Consider the following 13,903-nt stretch of genomic DNA (forward strand, 5'->3'; position numbering starts at 1 on the left):
TGCGGCACCTGCAAAACCCGCACTGCGGCAAGCCGGGGTCGTACCCAGTCGGGTACGACCCCATCGTCTTAGGGTTACAGCGCCGCTTATTCTGCTTTGTCTTTTGACGGCGGCGCTTCGGCCGCCTCGATCGCGGTGATCCACTGATGGCGGGCGCGCTGGGCGTTGCCGTACACGCTTTCCAGCGCGGCGCCGTCACCGGCGGCCAGACGGGCGCGCAGTCCCGTCAATTGTGCCAAATAGGCGTCCAGCTCCGTCAGCAGCGCCGACTGGTTGGCCAGGCTGATGTCACGCCACATTTCCGGCGACGATCCGGCGATCCTTGTGAAATCGCGAAAACCGCTGGCCGCATACTGGAACAGTAAATCCGCATGCGGCTTGTTGGCGATGTCGTCCACCAGGGCGTATGCCAGCAAATGCGGCAAATGGCTCACGGCGGCGAACACCTTGTCATGTTCTTGCGGCGACAGGCGATGGATGACGGCATGGCAGGCGCGCCAGGCGGCCGCCACGCGCTCGACATCTTCCGCCGTGTTTTCTTCGAGCGCCGTCAACACCACCTTCTTGCCGACATACAGGTCGTCGATGGCCGCCTCGGGACCGTTGGTTTCGCGTCCGGCGATGGGATGACCCGGCACGAACAGCGCCACCTTGCCACCCAAGGCGCGGCGCGCGGCTGCCACCACGTCGGACTTGGTGCTGCCGGCGTCGGTGACCACGGTGCCCGCTTGCAGGTGCGGTGCAATGGCCGACAGGATCGCTTCGGTCTGCGCCACCGGCGCCGCCAGCAGCACCAGATCGGCGCCCTGCAACGCTGCGGCCATGCCCTCGTCGCCGGCCGCGCCGATGACGTCGATGATGCCCAGTTCCTTGGCGCGCGCCAGCGAGGCCGCCGAGCGGCCCATGCCAACCACGCTGCCGACGGCGCCAGCCTTCTTCAGCGAACGCGCGAACGATCCGCCGATCAGGCCCACGCCGAAAATGACGACTTTGTTCAACATGCCCTACTCCGCCAGCGCCTTGGTCAGCGCGGCGATCAGGACCGCGTTTTCTTGCGGCAGGCCGATGGAGACGCGCAGCCATTCCGGCAGCCCGTAGTTGCCGACCGGGCGCACGATCACGCCCTGCTTCAGCAACGACAGGTTGACGCGCGAGCCGGCCGCCGGATCGTTGCCGACCTTGACCAGCACGAAGTTACCGTACGACGGCACGAACTCCAGTCCCAGCTGCGTGAACGCCTCGGTGAATTGCTGGTAGCCGGCGGCGTTGTTGGCCGCACTGCGCTTGAGGAAGTCCTTGTCGTTCAGCGCTGCGATGGCCGCCGCCTGCGCCATCGAGTTGACGTTGAACGGTTGGCGGATGCGGTTCATCAGGTCCGTCAGCGCCGGCTGGGCGATGCCGAAACCGACGCGCAGGCCCGCCAGGCCGTAGGCCTTGGAGAACGTGCGCGACACCAGCAGGTTGGGATACTTCTTGACCCACTCGGCCGATTCGAACTGGTTTTCCTCGGCCAGGAATTCGTTGTACGCCTCGTCCAGCACCACGACCACATTGGCCGGCACCTTGTCCAGGAAGGCCTGGATGTCGGCGGCCGGGATGAAGGTGCCGGTCGGGTTGTTCGGGTTGGCGATGAAGACCAGGCGCGTCTCGGCGTCGATGGCGGCCAGCATGGCCGGCAGGTCATGGCCGTAGGCCTGGGCCGGCACCACGATATGGCGCGCGCCGACGCCCTGGGTCGCCAGCGCGTACACGGCAAACGAGTACTGCGAATAGACGATGGCCTGGCCGCGCTCGACGAAGGCGTGGGCGGCGATTTCCAGGATGTCGTTGGAGCCGTTGCCCAAGGTGATCCAGTCGGCCGGCACGTCGTAGCGCTTGGACAGCGCCGCCTTCAGCTCGAAGCCGTTGGCGTCCGGGTAGCGACCCAGGTCGGTAGCGGCGGCGGTCATCGCCTGCACCGCCGATTCGGGCACGCCGAACGGGTTTTCGTTCGATGCCAGTTTGACGATCGACGCTTCATCGAGGCCGAATTCGCGCGCCACTTCGGCGATCGGTTTGCCGGCCTGGTAAGGGGCGATGGCTCTGACGTATTCTGGTCCGTAGTTCTTGGTCATGTTCTGTCTCTGTTTTAGTTAGGTCAGGCTCACGGGATACGATCCCAGCACCTTGAAGAAAGCGGCGTTGCTCTGCAACTCGTCCAGCGCCTTGGCCACGGACTCGTTCTGGATGTGGCCTTCGACGTCAACGTAGAAATAGTATTCCCAGTTGCCGTTGCGGGCCGGGCGCGATTCGAAGCGGGTCATCGACACGTTGTTCTGCGCCAGCGATCCAAGCAGGCGATACACCGAGCCGGCGCGGTGCGGCGCGGCCAGCGCCATCGAGGTGCGGTCCTTGCCCGACGGGCCGGTTTGCAGGTGACCGATGACGGCGAAGCGCGTGCGGTTGTGCGGGTCGTCCTGGATGTTGGCCTTGACGGTGCCGAGGCTATAGCGCACGCCGGCGCGCTCGCCGGCGATGGCGGCGATCGAGTGGTCGTCGCGCGCCATGCGGGCCGCTTCGGCGTTGGACGAGACGGCGCGGCGCTCGACGTCCGGATAGTTATTGTTCAACCAGATCTGGCACTGCGCCAGCGCCTGCGCATGGGCGCAGATGGCGGTGACGCCGTCCATGTTGCCGGTGCCGGTCAGCAGGCTGTGACGCACGGCGATGGCCACTTCGCCGCTGATCGTCAGCGGCGTATGCAGCAGCAGGTCCAGTGTGCGGCCGATGGCGCCCTCGGTCGAATTCTCGACCGGGACCACGCCGAATTCGGCGGTGCCGGCTTCGGTGGCGCGGAACACTTCGTCGATCGACGAGCAGGCCAGCACGTCGACGGCGGTGCCGAACTGCTGGTAGACCGCCTGTTCGCTGTAGGTGCCGGCCGGGCCGAGGAAGGCGACGGTGACGCGCTTTTCCAGCGAGCGGCAGGCGGACATGATCTCGCGGAAGATGGTTTGCATCTCCGTGTTGCCCATCGGGCCGGGATTGCGGTCGGCCACGCCGCGCAGCACCTGCGCTTCGCGCTCGGGGCGGAACACCGGGGCGTTGGTTTCGGCTTTGACGTGGCCGACTTCCTGCGCCACCTTCGCGCGGCGGTTCAGCAGGTCGAGGATTTGCGCGTCGATGGCGTCGATTTGTTCGCGTAAAGGGGTGAGTTTATCTGTCATGGTATCGTCAATTTTTCAGCTATCGTCTTCGGAATCGTAGGTCGGATTAGCGCAGCGTAATCCGACAACCGCAGTTGGCGGCTCATGGCGGATTACGGCGTTCCGCCTAATCCGCCCTACGTATTACCGGCCCGCGAACTCGTTCAGGTAGTCTACCAGCGCCTGTACGCCCTCGATAGGCATCGCGTTATAGATCGATGCGCGCATGCCGCCGACGGACTTGTGGCCCTTGAGCTGCAGCAGGCCCCGCGCCTTGGCGCCGGCCAGGAAAGCTTCGTTCTGGCTTTCGTCCTTCAGGTAGAACGGGATGTTCATGCGCGAGCGGCTTTCCTTCGCAACCCTGGTCTGGTAAAAATCGTCGACGTCGAGCGCCTTGTACAACAGCTCCGCCTTGGCGATGTTGACCTTTTCCATGGCCGCGACGCCGCCGTTCTTCTTCAGCCACTGGAACACCAGGCCGGCGATGTAGATGCCGTAGGTGGGCGGCGTGTTGTACATCGAGTCGTTGTCGGCGACCAGCTTGAAATCGAACGCCGACGGGCACACTGGCAGCGCCTTGCCCAGCAAATCCTCGCGCACGATGACGATGGTGACCCCGGCCGGGCCGATGTTCTTTTGCGCGCCGGCGAAAATGACGCCGTACTTGGAGACGTCGATCCGCCGCGACAAAATATGCGACGACATGTCGGCCACCAACAGCACGTCCGGTTGCGACGCCGGTACGCCGGCATCGAAGTCGAACTCGATGCCGTCGATGGTCTCGTTGGTGCACATGTGGACGTAGGCCGCGCCTGGCGTGAGCTTCCAGTCCGACTGCGGCGGCACGCCGGTGGTCGACGACGCGGCGATGTTGACGTTGGCGTATTTAGCCGCTTCCTTGATGGATTTGCCCGACCACGAACCGGTATGGATGAAATCGATGGTTGCTGGTTGCGGCTTGTGGCCGACCAGATTCAACGGAATGATGGCGTTCTGGGACAAGCCCCCGCCCTGCATGAACAAGATCTTGTAATTGTCCGGTACTGCAAGCAGCTCGCGCAGGTCGCGCTCGGCCGCCTTGTAAATCGAGATAAACTCCGGTCCGCGGTGGCTCATCTCCATCACCGACATGCCGCTGCCATGCCAGTCCAGCATTTCGGCGGCGGCTTGCGCCAGCACTTCCTTCGGCAGTACGGCAGGGCCGGCGGAGAAGTTATAGATGTGAGTCACTGTGGATCCTTTTGTATCGCTTTAAAAATGACAACGGGGCCAGTCTTATTGTCGCATTAATCCGCGAAATAAACCCTGGCCCCGCCGGCCCCGGTCCGATACTGCGGCCGGGGCTTTGTTTGCTGCGCTTATTCCGCCGGATTGTCGTCCGCCGGGGTGTCTTGCGCCGAAGCGTCCGCCGCCGGAGCGTCGGCCACCGGTGCATCGACAGGCTTGCCGTCCGGACCAGGTTCCAGCTCGACTTCGTCGATGTCGGTTTCGACCACGCGCTGCAGGCCGGACAGCTTGGTGCCATCCTCCACCGCGATCAGGGTCACGCCTTGCGTGGCGCGGCCCATCTCGCGGATCTCCGCCACGCGGGTGCGAATCAGCACGCCGCCGGTGGTGATCAGCATGATCTCGTCGGTTGGCGTGACCAGGGTCGCAGCCACCACCTTGCCGTTACGCTCGGAGGTCTGGATCGCGATCATGCCCTTGGTGCCGCGGCCATGACGGGTGTACTCGATGATCGGGGTACGCTTGCCGAAGCCGTTCTCGGTTGCCGTCAGCACCGACTGCTGCTCGTTTTCCGCCACCAGCAGCGCGATCACGCGCTGGCCTTCGTCCAGGTTCATACCGCGCACGCCGCGGGCGTTGCGGCCCATCGGACGCACGTCGTTCTCGTCGAAGCGCACCGCCTTGCCGGAGTCGGAGAACAGCATCACATCGTGCTCGCCGTCGGTCAGCGCGGCGCCGATCAGGAAGTCGCCCTCGTCCAGGTCGACCGCGATGATGCCGGCCTTGCGTGGATTGCTGAAGTCCTTCAGCGGCGTCTTCTTCACGGTACCGAGGCTGGTCGACATGAAGACGTAGTGGTCTTCCGGGAAGGTCCGGTTCTCGCCCGACAGCGGCAGGATGACGGTGATCTTCTCGTTGTCGGCCAACGGGAACATGTTGACGATCGGTTTGCCGCGCGAGTTGCGCGAGCCTTGGGGCACTTCCCACACCTTGAGCCAGTACATGCGGCCACGGTTGGAGAAGCACAGGATGTAATCGTGCGTATTGGCGATGAACAGCTGGTCGATCCAGTCTTCCTCTTTGGTCGCCATGGCCTGCTTGCCGCGTCCACCGCGCTTTTGCGAGCGGTATTCGCTGATCGGCTGCGCCTTCATGTACCCGGTGTGCGACAGGGTCACCACCATGTCCTGCGGCGTGATCAGGTCTTCGGTGCCCAGATCGGTGGCGTTATGCTCGATGTTCGAACGGCGCGGATCCTTGGCGCGGTCGCCGAATTCGTTGACCACGTGGGTCATCTCGTCGGTGATGATGGTGGTGACGCGTTCCGGCTTGGCCAGGATGTCCAGCAGATCGGCGATTTCGGCCATCACGTCTTTGTATTCGTTGACGATCTTGTCCTGTTCCAGGCCGGTCAGGCGCTGCAGGCGCATTTGCAGAATTTCCTGCGCCTGGTCGTCGGACAGCTTGTACATGCCGTCGGCCTGCATGCCGTAGTGCTTCGGCAGGTGCTCCGGACGGAAGGCGTCGATGCCGCCGATGGTGTCACCCTCGCCGGTACGGGCCAGCATCTCGCGCACCAGCGACGAATCCCACGAACGGTCCATCAGGCCCGTCTTCGCGACCGGCGGCGTTGGCGCGGCCTTGATGATGGCGATGAAATCGTCGATGTTGGCCAGTGCGACCGCCAGGCCTTCGAGCACGTGGCCGCGTTCGCGCGCCTTGCGCAGTTCGAACACGGTGCGGCGCGTGACCACTTCGCGGCGGTGCGACAGGAAGCACTGCAGCATCTCTTTCAGGTTCAGCAGGCGCGGCTGGCCGTCGACCAGCGCCACCATGTTCATGCCGAAGGTGTCCTGCAACTGGGTCTGCTTGTACAGGTTATTCAGCACCACTTCCGGCACTTCGCCGCGCTTGAGCTCGATGACCACGCGCATGCCCGACTTGTCGGACTCGTCGCGGATGTCGGAAATGCCTTCGAGCTTCTTGTCGCGCACGTTCTCGGCGATACGCTCGAGCAGCGACTTCTTGTTGACCTGGTACGGCAGCTCGTCGACGATGATGGCCGTGCGGCCGCCGTCCTTGCCGTACTCTTCATAGTGGGTCTTGGCGCGCATCACCACGCGGCCGCGGCCGGTGCGGTAACCGTCGCGCACGCCCGACACGCCGTAGATGGTGCCGCCGGTCGGGAAGTCCGGCGCCGGGATCAGCTCGATCAGTTCGTCGATCGAGCAGGTCGGGTTGCGCAGCACGTGCAGCGCGCCGGCGATCACTTCGTGCAGATTGTGCGGCGGAATGTTGGTGGCCATGCCGACCGCGATACCGGACGAGCCGTTGATCAGCAGGTTCGGGATGCGGGTCGGCAGGACGGTCGGCTCTTTTTCCTTGCCGTCGTAGTTGGGCTGGAAGTCGACGGTGTCCTTGTCGATATCAGCAAGCAACTCGGCGGAGATCTTGTCGAGGCGGCACTCGGTGTAGCGCATCGCCGCCGCGCCGTCGCCGTCGACGGAGCCGAAGTTACCCTGGCCGTCGACCAGCATATAGCGCAGCGAAAAGTCCTGCGCCATGCGGACCAGCGTGTCGTAAATCGAGGCGTCGCCGTGCGGGTGGTACTTACCCATCGTCTCGCCGACCACGCGGGCGCACTTGACGTAGGGACGGTTCCACACGTTGTTCATTTCATGCATCGCGAACAGAACCCGGCGGTGCACCGGCTTCAAGCCGTCGCGCACGTCCGGCAAGGCGCGGCCCACGATCACGCTCATCGCGTAATCGAGGTAGCTCTTGCGCATCTCTTCTTCGAGGGAAATAGGGATTGTTTCTTTTGCGAATTGATCCATTGGCGGGTCGACTGATCTTTGACTGTGGGTTATCTTTTAAGCAATGTATGCCGCACTTACTGCACTCCTGCCCTCCCTTTCCTAATTGGAAGGGCAAGCGTGCGATTTTAGCATGCGGGCCGCGCAACTAACACAAATTGGCCGCCCGCCCAGCACCCATGCCTTGTGTGCGCTACTTCACGCGTTGTAACACCATGTAATATTGATGACACATTACTCAATTATTATCGACAATCACGTTGCAACAAAACAACATTTTGGTCGGACGCGACTCGGCGCCATGTTGGCGCCTTTTCACGCCCCCGGATCGCTTGTGGCAAAATGATTTAGAAGTTAATTGCTCGTTTCGCAATCGGGAGACAGGCGTGACGCCCCTGCGTGGTAGAATTCGGCCCACGTAATATACGTCGCGCAGTTTTTCTGCGGATATCACCCCCGAAAGGAAGAAAAATATGAAAAAACTTATTTCGATGTTGGCCGTGTCGGCAGCTTTCGCCGGCTCGGCAATCGCCCAGACCCCAACCCCTACCGCGCCACCATACGCGCCAGTCACCCAAGACATCAAGGCTGCTACGCCTAAGAGCGCCTACGTTCAGGATTCGCGCGGCGTGATCGCCCGTGACCCGTTCGGCCTGTGCTGGCGCACCGGCTACTGGACCCCGGCCGATGCCGTGCCAGGTTGCGACCTGCCACTGTGCGTTGAGCCAGAGAAACTGGAAAACGGCAAGTGCGTAGCACCGCCGCCACCACCGGTTGAAGCGCCTGCGCCGGCCCAGCCAGCTCCGGCCCCAGTACCAGTGCCAGTGCCAACCGCGCAAAAAGTAAGCTTCGCCGCTGACGCGTTCTTCGATTTCGACAAAGCCGTGCTGAAGCCAGAAGGCAAGTCGAAACTGGACGACGTCACCTCGAAACTGAGCTCGATCAACCTGGAAGTCATCATCGCCGTCGGTCACACCGACTCGGTCGGTTCGGATGAGTACAACCAGAAGCTGTCGATCCGTCGCGCTGAAGCCGTCAAAGCCTACATCATCTCCAAAGGCGTCGATGCTAACCGCGTGTACACCGAAGGCAAAGGCGAGAAACAGCCAGTTGCAGACAACAAAACTGCAGAAGGCCGCGCTAAAAACCGTCGCGTAGAGATCGAAGTCGTCGGTACCAGCAAGTAATAAATTGCAGATGCACGCCGCCGAGCCGGCGCCCATGCGTTAAGAAATTAACGCTCCGGCGCCCTCGGCGCACAGAAACCCCGCCCCGGCGGGGTTTTTTTATGCCCGCTGCTTTAGAATAGCGAATACTTTTGTCACGGAACACCGAGCCCATGAACGCCGATCCATTAGAACTACAGAAATTCTCCGACCTGGCCCACCGCTGGTGGGACCCGACCTCGGAGTTCCGCCCGCTGCACGAGATCAACCCGCTGCGCCTGGAATGGATCAACGCGCGCGTGCCGCTGGCCGGCAAGAACGTCATCGACATCGGCTGCGGCGGCGGCATCCTGAGCGAATCGATGGCGCGCAAGGGCGCCACCGTCACCGGCATCGACCTGTCGGAAAAAGCTTTGAAGGTGGCAGACCTGCACAGCCTGGAGTCCGGCGTGCAAGTGCGCTACAAGCTGGTCGCGGCCGAGGAGATGGCGGCGCAGGAGCCGGGCCAGTTCGACGTCGTCACCTGCATGGAGATGCTCGAGCACGTGCCGGACCCGGCGGCCATCGTGCGCGCCGCCGCAGCGCTGGTCAAACCGGGCGGCCACGTGTTCTTCTCGACCCTGAACCGCAATCCTAAGTCCTACCTGTTTGCCATCATCGGCGCCGAATACGTGCTGCGCATGCTGCCGCGCGGCACCCACGACTACGATAAATTCATCACGCCGTCCGAACTGTCGCAGTTCGTCCGCAGCGCCGGTCTCGATCTGAAGGGTTTCAAGGGCATGGGCTACAATCCGCTGACCAAGATTTATTCCCTGAACGAAGACACCAGCGTCAACTACCTGGTTGCCACCACCCGTCCGCTCTGATCGATCCGCCCATGACTACCGCACTGCCGGCGCCGCGCGCCATCCTGTTCGACCTCGACGGCACCCTGGCCGACACCGCCCCCGACCTGGCCGCCGCCGTCAACCTGCTGCGCACGGCGCGCGGGCTGGAACCGACCGCCTATGAACTGTTGCGCCCGACCGCTTCGGCCGGCGCGCGCGGCATGATCGGCGCCGCCTTCGGACTGAAGCCGGGCGACGACGGCTTTGCCGAATTGCGCGAAGGTTTCTTCGACAACTACCAGGCGGCGATGGCGGTGCACAGCACCTTGTTCCCGGGCATCGTCGATCTGCTGGCCGGCATCGAGGACGCGGGGCTGCAGTGGGGCATCGTCACCAACAAGCCGGCGCGGTTCACCGATCCGCTGCTGCCGCAGATCGGGCTCGGGCACGCGGCCTGCATCATTTCCGGCGATACCACGGCGCACGCCAAGCCGCATCCGGCGCCGTTGCTGGAAGCGGCGACGCGCCTGGGCCTGCCGCCGCAGCAGTGCTGGTACGTGGGCGACGACTTGCGCGACATCCAGGCCGGCCAGGCCGCAGGCATGCCGAGCATCGGCTGCGGCTGGGGCTATTGCGGCCCGGTCGAGCCGCTCGGCTGGAAGGCCGACCTGGTGCTGGACACGCCGGAACAACTGCTGGCGTTGATGCGCTCGGCCGTGGCCGATAAGGCCCAATTGGCGGCGTAATGCCGTATGGCACCGCTTCCATGAATCCATTTAAATAAACTTGTTGCTCAAATCGCTTGACAGGTATAGTCTTCGAGTTAGTGCGTAGAAATACTTATTTCCATTAAACCAATCGACGCTTGATGGAAAGAGGAGCAGCGGACACTTCTCCACTCTTCGTCAGGCCATCATGATCAACCCTGAACAGGCTGCCCCATACCCGCAGCCCTACCCCGAACAGTTCGCCGATTTCGACGTCCACCAGTTGCCCGAGCACACCAACGCGCCGCAAAGCTGGATGGTCACCGTGGCCGACGCCCGCTACCACTGGTACGACCTGATCGCCGGCTTCCCGGAACGCCCCGACATCCGCGACCCGGTCGGCCGCTACCAGCGCCGCATGCAGTTCGAACTGGAGGCGGTGGCCGAAAAACACCATCTGTTCTTCGCCGTCACCCGCCCGCGCGTGCGCTTCGATACCGCCGCCGCCGTGCAATGGGGATTCTTTTCGCTCAAGCTGACATTGCCGCTGCTGGTCGGCGGCGGGCAGGCCAAAGACAGCCTGACCATCGAGCTGACGGTGCCGTTCGCCGCCACGCTGAAAAAGCCGACGGTGACGATGACGCCGACCTTCGTCACCCTCAACTGGGGCGGCCTGATCGAGGCGTTTTCGATCCATGACATCCTGCAGACCTATCCCAACCACCTGTCCGCGCCCAGCCGCGTGTTCCACGTCGGCCAGACCCGCGACCCCGATGCGCGCCTGTCCAGGGCCAGGCTGCCGGCGCTGCAAAAACTGCACGCCCAGCTCGGCGACGACGTCGACACCCTGCTGCTGGTGCAGAGCATGAACGTGCACGTGATCTGCGACGAGGGCGACGCCGCCGACCTGCCCTGCAACGCCGATCCCCGCGCCGCCGAGGCGCTGCGGGCCGAACGCATGGACATCGTCGAGGCGGCGCTGATCCGCCATTTCGAGGCTGCCGGCGCGCGCGGTCTGACTTTGGCGCAGCGCAAGCTGGGCTGCGAACGGTTGGCAGAAGTGCAGCAAATGAATAATCTTGTGCAATTTACCATCGACCTTGAACTGCCCGAGGTTGGCAACTACGACAAGCTGTGCTCGGACCAGGTGGCGCCGGCGCCGTCCCATCTGCTGAGCTGCTTCATCGCCGACGGCGAGGCCAGGGTGGCCGCGATGCCGGTGCCGCCGGCGAATGGCAAACGCTAGGACGGCGGGCCAGCTGCACCCGCGGGGCGTGAGAATGTGTGACTATTTAGCCGTTTTCAGGAATTGCCAGGTGGAAATGTCACCGGGAACGACTATACTATAGTCATTAAAAGTCCCAACAAACGACCGATTAAACGAGACCCTGGAGTGCGCATCATGACGAGCGATTACCCGACCCTAATCGCCGACGACTATCCCGACCCTAGCCCGGAAGAACTGGGCATAGGCGAACTGTTTGCCGAATCGCCGGAACCATTCCACGATCTGCTGGCGCCCCCGGCCGAAGCGCTGGACGACTTGCTGCCGTTGCTGCCCCAGCGCAGCGCGTCGCCGCAAACCTGGGTGGTCACTGTCGCCGACGCGAAATATCACTGGTACGACCTGGTGGCCGGCTTCCCCGAACGGCCCGATATCCGCGACCCGGTCGGACGCCAGCTGCGCCGCATCCAGTTCGACCTGGAAGCGACGATGGAAAAGCGGCTGATCTATTTCGCCGTCAACCGTCCGCGCGTGCGCTTCGATGTCAACGGCAAAACCAGCTGGGGCTTTTTCTCCCTCAAGCTGACGGTGCCGATCGTGGTCGGCGCCGAGGAAAAACGCGATAGCATCACGATCGAACTGACCGTGCCGTTCGCGGCCACGCTGAAGAAGCCGACCGTGGTCATGACCGACCGCTTCATCACGCTCAACTGGGGCGGCCTGATCGAGGCGCTGTCGATCCACGACGTGCTGCAACAGTATGAGAACGACTTGCGCTTCCAAAGCAAGGTGCAATATGTCGGCCAGACCAAGGACGCGGCCGGCCGGCTGGCGCGCGGGCGCCTGGCGGCGGTGCAGAAGATCCACCAGATCAACAACGAAGACAACGACATGCTGCTGCTGATACAGCGCATGAACGTCGAGGTGCTGTCCGACGACGGCGATCCGGTCGACATGCCGGTCAACCAGAACGCCATCGCGGCCGACCTGCTGCTCAAGGACCGCGTCGACATCATCGAATGCGCGCTGATCCGCTACTTCGAGGGGCCGCAGATGCACGGCCGCAGCGCCAAGGAGGCGGAAGTGCGCAAGCAGCGGGTGCGCGAGGTGCACGCGACCAACCATCTGGAGAGCTTCCGCATCGACCTGCGCCTGGAGGAGACCGGGCCCTACCACGACCTGTTCTCGCAGCACGCGCCGGTGTCGCGCAGCCATGTCCTCGACTGCGCCATCGTCGACGGCGAGGTGATCGTCACGCGCGTGCCCGACAAGGTCAAGCCGGACAAGAAATAGCGCCTCCGCCAGCGCTTCAGACGGCGGCCAGCGCCTGCTCCAGATCGGCCAGCAGATCGTCGATGTGCTCGATGCCGATCGACAGGCGCACCGTATCGACCGTCACGCCGGCCTTGGCCAACTCCTCCTCGTTGAGCTGGCGGTGCGTCGTCGAGGCCGGATGGCAGGCCAGCGATTTGGCGTCGCCGATGTTGACCAGGCGCGTGAACAATTGCAGCGCATCCGACGATGCGCTCCATGCGCAGCGGTCGCCCGCCTCGGCGATGGTCTGGATCGCGCAGGTGACGGCGGCCTGCCCGGAAGCCAGCGCCAGCGCCGCCACCCCGCCCTCGAGCGCGGCGATGCGCTGCTCGAGCACGTCCTGGGTGGGATTCATGATGCGCGTGTAGATGTTGCCGGGCACCTTGAGGTCGAACAGGTCGGCGCCGTGCTGGGTGTCGTCGAACGCGTAGGCGACGGTTTGATTTATAAATGCATATTTTGCATTCTTGCTGCCGACGGGGGCGATTTAAGAGTGCATTTTCCGCCAATTGATTTTGTCATATAGCAATTAAAGTATCTTTGAGGCAGCTACCCGTGATATGCTTTGGCAAATCGCACGACCCTTGCTCAAAGAAACCCAACCAATTGTTTCCGGCGCGCAATCACACCGTAATCATTTACTATCTTTTTTTGGGATACTTTGACATGAAATTCAAGACTGTTTCGACCGCCGCAACCTTGGTACTGTTGATGTCCGGAGGCGCCGCCATGGCTGCCGCCGGCGGTAACGGCAAGGGCAACAATGGCAACGGCAAAGGCAACGGCGGCAGCACCACGCCGGTGGTGACCAAGCCGGCGACCGACAAGCCAGCCACCACGCCTGTGATCACCCTTCCACCGTCATCGACATCGTGCGCCGGTGCCAGCATTTCCGTGGCCGGCGCCAGCTGCATCGGCTTCGTCAGCGGCAATCTGAACGGCAACAAGCCGAGCCTGACCGAGATCAACAGCAACCTGGGCGTATGGGGCGTGCACCTGACGGAAGCCGTGGCGTCGACGTCGATGCTGTCCGGCCTGACCGGCAACACCATCAACTTCGCTCAACAGCTGTACGGCGACACCATCGTCAGCATCCACTACGGCAACGTGACCGATGTCCTGGGCCATAAACAGAACAACGTCACCGCCTTCTATCGCTTCGACGCTGGCCAGGGCGCCGGCGTGGACAGCTTCACGACCGCGTTCAACTCGCTGTCGAACGCCACGCTGTACTCGACCGGCAAGGCGCCCGTGTTGGCAGTTCCGGAAGCGGAAACCTACGCAATGATGCTCGCCGGCCTAGGCCTGATGGGCGTGGTCGCCCGCCGCCGCAAGCAAAAATAACTCCGCGCCTTCCGCGTGAGAACAGGGCCCGGTGCTAGCGCACCGGGCTTTTTTATTGCCATTCGTAAAAATACAACGAAAATTTACTT

At 63.0% G+C, this 13,903-nt stretch carries 12 protein-coding genes; 6 read left to right on the forward strand and 6 right to left on the reverse strand.

Translation table 11 applies throughout. The annotated features are described in order from the left end of the window. Positions 1-86: 86 nt before the first annotated feature. The 5 genes from NHH73_23935 to gyrA form a co-directional block, all read right to left on the reverse strand. Positions 87-1,001 carry a prephenate dehydrogenase/arogenate dehydrogenase family protein gene (locus tag NHH73_23935; protein ID USX25598.1) on the reverse strand — a complete coding sequence of 305 codons (915 nt, stop codon included), beginning with the start codon at positions 999-1,001 and terminating at the stop codon, positions 87-89. 3 nt (positions 1,002-1,004) lie between these two features. Beyond that, positions 1,005-2,114, reverse strand: coding sequence for a histidinol-phosphate transaminase (gene hisC / locus NHH73_23940; protein ID USX25599.1), 1,110 nt, complete (start codon positions 2,112-2,114; stop codon positions 1,005-1,007). Positions 2,115-2,132: 18 nt separating this feature from the next. Next, a complete protein-coding gene (pheA, locus tag NHH73_23945; GenBank protein USX25600.1) occupies positions 2,133-3,206 on the reverse strand; it encodes a prephenate dehydratase in 1,074 nt (357 codons plus the stop codon). A gap of 123 nt (positions 3,207-3,329) precedes the next feature. Then, positions 3,330-4,415, reverse strand: coding sequence for a 3-phosphoserine/phosphohydroxythreonine transaminase (gene serC / locus NHH73_23950; GenBank protein USX25601.1), 1,086 nt, complete (start codon positions 4,413-4,415; stop codon positions 3,330-3,332). A 128-nt stretch (positions 4,416-4,543) separates the two neighbouring features. Next, positions 4,544-7,249, reverse strand: coding sequence for a DNA gyrase subunit A (gyrA, locus tag NHH73_23955; GenBank protein ID USX25602.1), 2,706 nt, complete (start codon positions 7,247-7,249; stop codon positions 4,544-4,546). A gap of 452 nt (positions 7,250-7,701) precedes the next feature. Between gyrA and NHH73_23960 the strand changes: the two genes are divergently transcribed. From NHH73_23960 to NHH73_23980, 5 genes are all read left to right on the forward strand, one after another. Beyond that, on the forward strand, positions 7,702-8,415 hold the full coding sequence (locus tag NHH73_23960; GenBank protein ID USX25603.1) for an OmpA family protein: 714 nt from the start codon (positions 7,702-7,704) through the stop codon (positions 8,413-8,415). Positions 8,416-8,567: 152 nt separating this feature from the next. Continuing rightward, positions 8,568-9,263, forward strand: a complete 696-nt coding sequence (ubiG, locus tag NHH73_23965; protein USX25604.1) for a bifunctional 2-polyprenyl-6-hydroxyphenol methylase/3-demethylubiquinol 3-O-methyltransferase UbiG — start codon at positions 8,568-8,570, stop codon at positions 9,261-9,263. An 11-nt stretch (positions 9,264-9,274) separates the two neighbouring features. Beyond that, positions 9,275-9,970 (forward strand): HAD-IA family hydrolase, encoded by a 696-nt coding sequence (locus tag NHH73_23970; protein ID USX25605.1) that lies wholly within the window; start codon positions 9,275-9,277, stop codon positions 9,968-9,970. Positions 9,971-10,139: 169 nt separating this feature from the next. Beyond that, the gene (locus NHH73_23975) at positions 10,140-11,177 is read left to right on the forward strand and encodes a hypothetical protein (GenBank protein USX25606.1); all 1,038 of its coding nucleotides are present in this window, start codon (positions 10,140-10,142) and stop codon (positions 11,175-11,177) included. Positions 11,178-11,333: 156 nt separating this feature from the next. Then, the gene (locus NHH73_23980; protein ID USX25607.1) at positions 11,334-12,449 is read left to right on the forward strand and encodes a hypothetical protein; all 1,116 of its coding nucleotides are present in this window, start codon (positions 11,334-11,336) and stop codon (positions 12,447-12,449) included. A gap of 16 nt (positions 12,450-12,465) precedes the next feature. On the opposite strand, the gene NHH73_23985 is transcribed toward NHH73_23980, so the two are convergent. Further along, positions 12,466-12,957 (reverse strand): PLP-dependent transferase, encoded by a 492-nt coding sequence (locus NHH73_23985; GenBank protein USX29692.1) that lies wholly within the window; start codon positions 12,955-12,957, stop codon positions 12,466-12,468. Positions 12,958-13,136: 179 nt separating this feature from the next. Between NHH73_23985 and NHH73_23990 the strand changes: the two genes are divergently transcribed. Continuing rightward, on the forward strand, positions 13,137-13,814 hold the full coding sequence (locus NHH73_23990) for a PEP-CTERM sorting domain-containing protein (GenBank protein ID USX25608.1): 678 nt from the start codon (positions 13,137-13,139) through the stop codon (positions 13,812-13,814). Positions 13,815-13,903 lie beyond the last annotated feature (89 nt).

The organism is Oxalobacteraceae bacterium OTU3CINTB1 (assembly GCA_024123955.1).
Lineage (GTDB): Bacteria > Pseudomonadota > Gammaproteobacteria > Burkholderiales > Burkholderiaceae_D > Rugamonas.

Coding starts and splice junctions, on each gene's coding strand:
- NHH73_23935 (USX25598.1), bottom strand. CDS start 1,001: ATGTTGAACAAAGTCGTCATTTTCGGCGTGGGCCTGATCGGCGGATCG.
- hisC (USX25599.1), bottom strand. CDS start 2,114: ATGACCAAGAACTACGGACCAGAATACGTCAGAGCCATCGCCCCTTAC.
- pheA (USX25600.1), bottom strand. CDS start 3,206: ATGACAGATAAACTCACCCCTTTACGCGAACAAATCGACGCCATCGAC.
- gyrA (USX25602.1), bottom strand. CDS start 7,249: ATGGATCAATTCGCAAAAGAAACAATCCCTATTTCCCTCGAAGAAGAG.
- NHH73_23960 (USX25603.1), top strand. CDS start 7,702: ATGAAAAAACTTATTTCGATGTTGGCCGTGTCGGCAGCTTTCGCCGGC.
- ubiG (USX25604.1), top strand. CDS start 8,568: ATGAACGCCGATCCATTAGAACTACAGAAATTCTCCGACCTGGCCCAC.
- NHH73_23970 (USX25605.1), top strand. CDS start 9,275: ATGACTACCGCACTGCCGGCGCCGCGCGCCATCCTGTTCGACCTCGAC.
- NHH73_23975 (USX25606.1), top strand. CDS start 10,140: ATGATCAACCCTGAACAGGCTGCCCCATACCCGCAGCCCTACCCCGAA.
- NHH73_23980 (USX25607.1), top strand. CDS start 11,334: ATGACGAGCGATTACCCGACCCTAATCGCCGACGACTATCCCGACCCT.
- NHH73_23990 (USX25608.1), top strand. CDS start 13,137: ATGAAATTCAAGACTGTTTCGACCGCCGCAACCTTGGTACTGTTGATG.